Source organism: Aeromicrobium sp. Leaf272 (assembly GCF_001422865.1).
Taxonomy (GTDB): domain Bacteria; phylum Actinomycetota; class Actinomycetes; order Propionibacteriales; family Nocardioidaceae; genus Aeromicrobium.
Genome location: NZ_LMMY01000009.1, coordinates 409,466 through 412,882, shown reverse-complemented (window position 1 = coordinate 412,882; position 3,417 = coordinate 409,466). Strand labels below are relative to the sequence as shown.

Genomic DNA, 3,417 nt, shown 5'->3' with positions numbered 1-3,417 from the left:
CCTCGGCGCTGAAGACGCTCAAGGCGCACGACGTGGCCCGCGGCTCCACGCTCATCAACGTGGTGCAGCAGGTGGCCAGCTCCATCGGCGTCGCCATCATGACGGTGCTGCTGACCAACGGGTTCAAGGACTCCGCCGCGGTCACGGCCGGCCAGGCGATCGGCGAGGCCGAGCGGACCGGCACCCCACCGCCGCAGGAGGCCCTGGAGGTCGCCCAACGGCTCGGCGACGGGTTCCAGGCCACCGTCCTGCAGGACATGGCCGACGCGTTCCACAGCACCTACCTCGTGGCGCTCGCGCTCATCGTCGTGGCGCTCGTGCCGGTCGCGTTCATGCCGCGCAAGCGCGAGGAGTCCAAGCTCCTCGCCGACGAGGACCGCCCTCCAGTCGTCGTGCACTGACACCCGCCGCATGCGCAGCGACCCCCGACACCTCGAGGTGTCGGGGGTCGCTGCGTGTCGGGGGTCGCAGCTCTCAGGAGGTCCGGTGCACCTTGTGCTGCGACGCCTGCGCGATCGGCTTGACGACCACGAGGTCGACGTTCACGTGCTGCGGTCGGGTGGCGATCCACGCCACCACGTCGGCCACGTCGTCGGCCGTGAGCGGCTCGTCGACACCGGCGTACACGGCCTCCGCCCGCTCGGCGTCGCCGTCGAACCGCGTGAGCGCGAACTCCTCGGTGCGCACCATCCCGGGGGCGACCTCGCACACGCGCACGGGACGGCCCAGGAGCTCGAGGCGGAGCGTCTCGGTCATCACCGCGACCCCGTGCTTGGCCGCCGTGTACCCGCCGCCGCCCTCGTAGGCGATGCGCCCGGCGGTGGACCCGACGTTGAGGATGGTGCCGGCGCCGCTGGCCTCGAGCGCGGGGAGCAGGGCCCGGGTGACCTGCAGGGTGCCGATCACGTTGATCTCGTACATGCGCCGCCAGTCCTCGGCGTCGGCGTGCTCCACGGGGTCCAGGCCCAGGGCGCCACCGGCGTTGTTGACGAGCAGGCTCACCGCGGGACCCGCGGCCTCGGCGAGCGCTCGCACCTGCTCGGCATCGGTCACGTCGCAGGGCACGGCGATGCCGTCGATCTCGGCGGCGAGGGCCTGGATGCGATCGGCGCGGCGCGCGGCGCAGACGACGCGGTAGCCCGCGGCTGCGAGGTGCCGTGCGCTCGCGGCGCCGATGCCGCTGCTGGCGCCGGTGACGACGGCGACGGGGCGGCCAACCTGCTGGGACGGGGCGGGACTCTGCTCGACCATGACGCCATCGTCGCACCGGTGTCGACGTCGACGGCGCGCCCCTCTCGCTGCGGAGGTGGGCGGGGAGCGTCAAGATGGTCCGGTGACGACCTCCCGCCGACCCCGCCGCGTGGCCATGCTCTCGGCGCACACGTCGCCCCTGGAGCAGCCGGGCAGCGGCGACGCCGGCGGGATGAACGTCTACGTGCTCGAGCTGGCCCGTCGCCTCGCCCGGCGCGGCGTCGAGGTCGAGGTGTTCACGCGGGCCACGTCGCGACACCTCTCGCCCGTGGTCGAGGCCGCGCCCGGTGTGGTGGTGCGGCACGTGACGGCCGGACCGTTCGAGGGACTCACCAAGGACGACCTGCCCAGCCAGCTGTGCGGCTTCGTGCGCGACGTCCTGCGGGCCGAGGTCGTGGCCGGCCCCGACCACTTCGACCTCGTCCACAGCCACTACTGGCTGTCCGGCCAGGTCGGGACGGTCGCGGCCGAGCGATGGGACGTGCCGCTCGTGCACACGATGCACACGATGGCGAAGGTCAAGAACGCCCACCTCGCCGAGGGCGACCGGGCCGAGCCGATCGGCCGCGTCGCGGGCGAGGAGGAGATCGTGCGCATCGCGGACCGGCTGGTGGCCAACACGCAGGAGGAGCGACGCGAGCTCGTCGACCTCTACGGTGCCGCGCCGGACCGGGTCGACGTCGTCCATCCCGGGGTCGACCTCGAGGTGTTCCGCAGCGGGCGCCGCGACGAGTCCCGCACGCTTCTCGGCCTTCCCGACGACGCCGCGGTGCTGCTCTTCGCCGGCCGCATCCAGCCGTTGAAGGCTCCCGACGTGGTGCTGCGCGCGGCTGCCGTCATGATCGATCGCGACCCGGCGCTGCGGGAGCGGCTCCAGGTGGTGGTCGTCGGCGGTGCCTCGGGCAGCGGGCTGGATCGTCCGACCTCGCTCGTCGAGCTGGCAGACGACCTCGGGATCGCCGACGTCGTCCGGCTGGAGCCGGCGGTCACCCAGGCGGAGCTGGCCGGCTGGTACGCCGCCGCCGACGTGGTCTGCGTGCCGTCCTACAACGAGTCGTTCGGGCTCGTCGCGATCGAGGCCCAGGCCTGCGGCACCCCGGTCGTCGCCGCGCGCGTCGGGGGTCTGTCGACGGCGGTCGCCGACGGCGTGAGCGGTGTGCTGGTCGACGGCCACGACCCGCGGGACTACGCCGACGCGCTGCACCCGCTGCTCACCGACCGGGCCCATCGCGACGCCCTGGGCCAGAAGGCGGTGGCGCACGCGACGGGCTTCGGCTGGGACGCGACCGTCGACCGGGTGCTGGAGGTCTACGCCCGGGCCTTCGACGAGCGGGCCGGCGACAACGGGACGACGAAGGACGCGTGAGGACATGAGCGACGACCTGACGACCGACCAGCGCCAGGCGCTCGAGGTGATCCTCGACGCGGTGGCCTCGGCCGGGCTCGACCACGTGCGGCACGGCCTCACCGTGGTCGAGGTCGACCTGCCGGGGGAGCGCAAGCTCAAGACCACGACGCGCCTCGACGTCGGCCGGCACACGCTGGGCGTGCACGCCTTCGTCGCGCGCAACCCCGACGAGAACCACGAGGGCGTCTACCGCTGGCTGCTCGAGCGCAACCTCAAGCTGTACGGCGTCGCGTTCGCCATCGACTCCGCGGGCGACGTCTACCTCGACGGCCGGCTGCCGCTGCACTCGGTCACGGCCGACGAGGTCGACCGTCTCCTCGGCGCCGTGCTCTCGGCGTCGGACGACTCGTTCAACACGATCCTCGAGCTCGGCTTCGCCTCGTCCATCCGCAAGGAGTGGGCGTGGCGCGAGTCCCGAGGCGAGTCGACGGCCAACCTGGCCGCCTTCGAGCACCTGCGCCCGAAGGACTGAGGTCTAGACCTTCGCCTTGCGGTACCCGGCCCTCCGGGCGGCGGCCTGGGTCGAGAAGCAGTCCTCCGGCTTCGTCGCCTTGTAGTACCGCTGGTGCGGCATGTGGTAGATCATCGAGCTCTCGTTGCCCTTGATCGGCGCCCACGACGGGCAGTTCCACGAGGAGACGGGGTCGGTCCGACCGGGCAGGGAGACCTTCGCCGACGAGCTGGTCGTGCTCGTGAACGTGCTGTACCCCGCCTTGGTGCCACGCACCGTGGCTCGCAGACGCTTGCCCTTCCAGGAC

General features: G+C 72.7%; 3 protein-coding genes and 1 pseudogene. 3 read left to right on the top strand and 1 reads right to left on the bottom strand.

Annotated elements, in window-relative coordinates; all coding sequences use genetic code 11:
• Positions 1–401 (top strand): annotated as a pseudogene (locus ASF38_RS18695) (MFS transporter); the annotation flags it as partial.
• 73 nt (positions 402–474) lie between these two features.
• Here ASF38_RS18695 and ASF38_RS03600 read toward each other — a convergent pair.
• Positions 475–1,251 (bottom strand): SDR family NAD(P)-dependent oxidoreductase, encoded by a 777-nt coding sequence (locus tag ASF38_RS03600; RefSeq protein ID WP_055963209.1) that lies wholly within the window; start codon positions 1,249–1,251, stop codon positions 475–477.
• Between the two features lie 115 nt (positions 1,252–1,366).
• On the opposite strand from ASF38_RS03600, the gene mshA reads away from it, so the two are divergent.
• Both mshA and ASF38_RS03590 read left to right on the top strand, forming a co-directional pair.
• The gene (gene mshA, locus ASF38_RS03595; protein WP_235497418.1) at positions 1,367–2,617 is read left to right on the top strand and encodes a D-inositol-3-phosphate glycosyltransferase; all 1,251 of its coding nucleotides are present in this window, start codon (positions 1,367–1,369) and stop codon (positions 2,615–2,617) included.
• Positions 2,618–2,621: 4 nt separating this feature from the next.
• A complete protein-coding gene (locus ASF38_RS03590) occupies positions 2,622–3,131 on the top strand; it encodes a YbjN domain-containing protein (RefSeq protein WP_082480340.1) in 510 nt (169 codons plus the stop codon).
• The last annotated feature ends 286 nt before the right edge of the window (positions 3,132–3,417 follow it).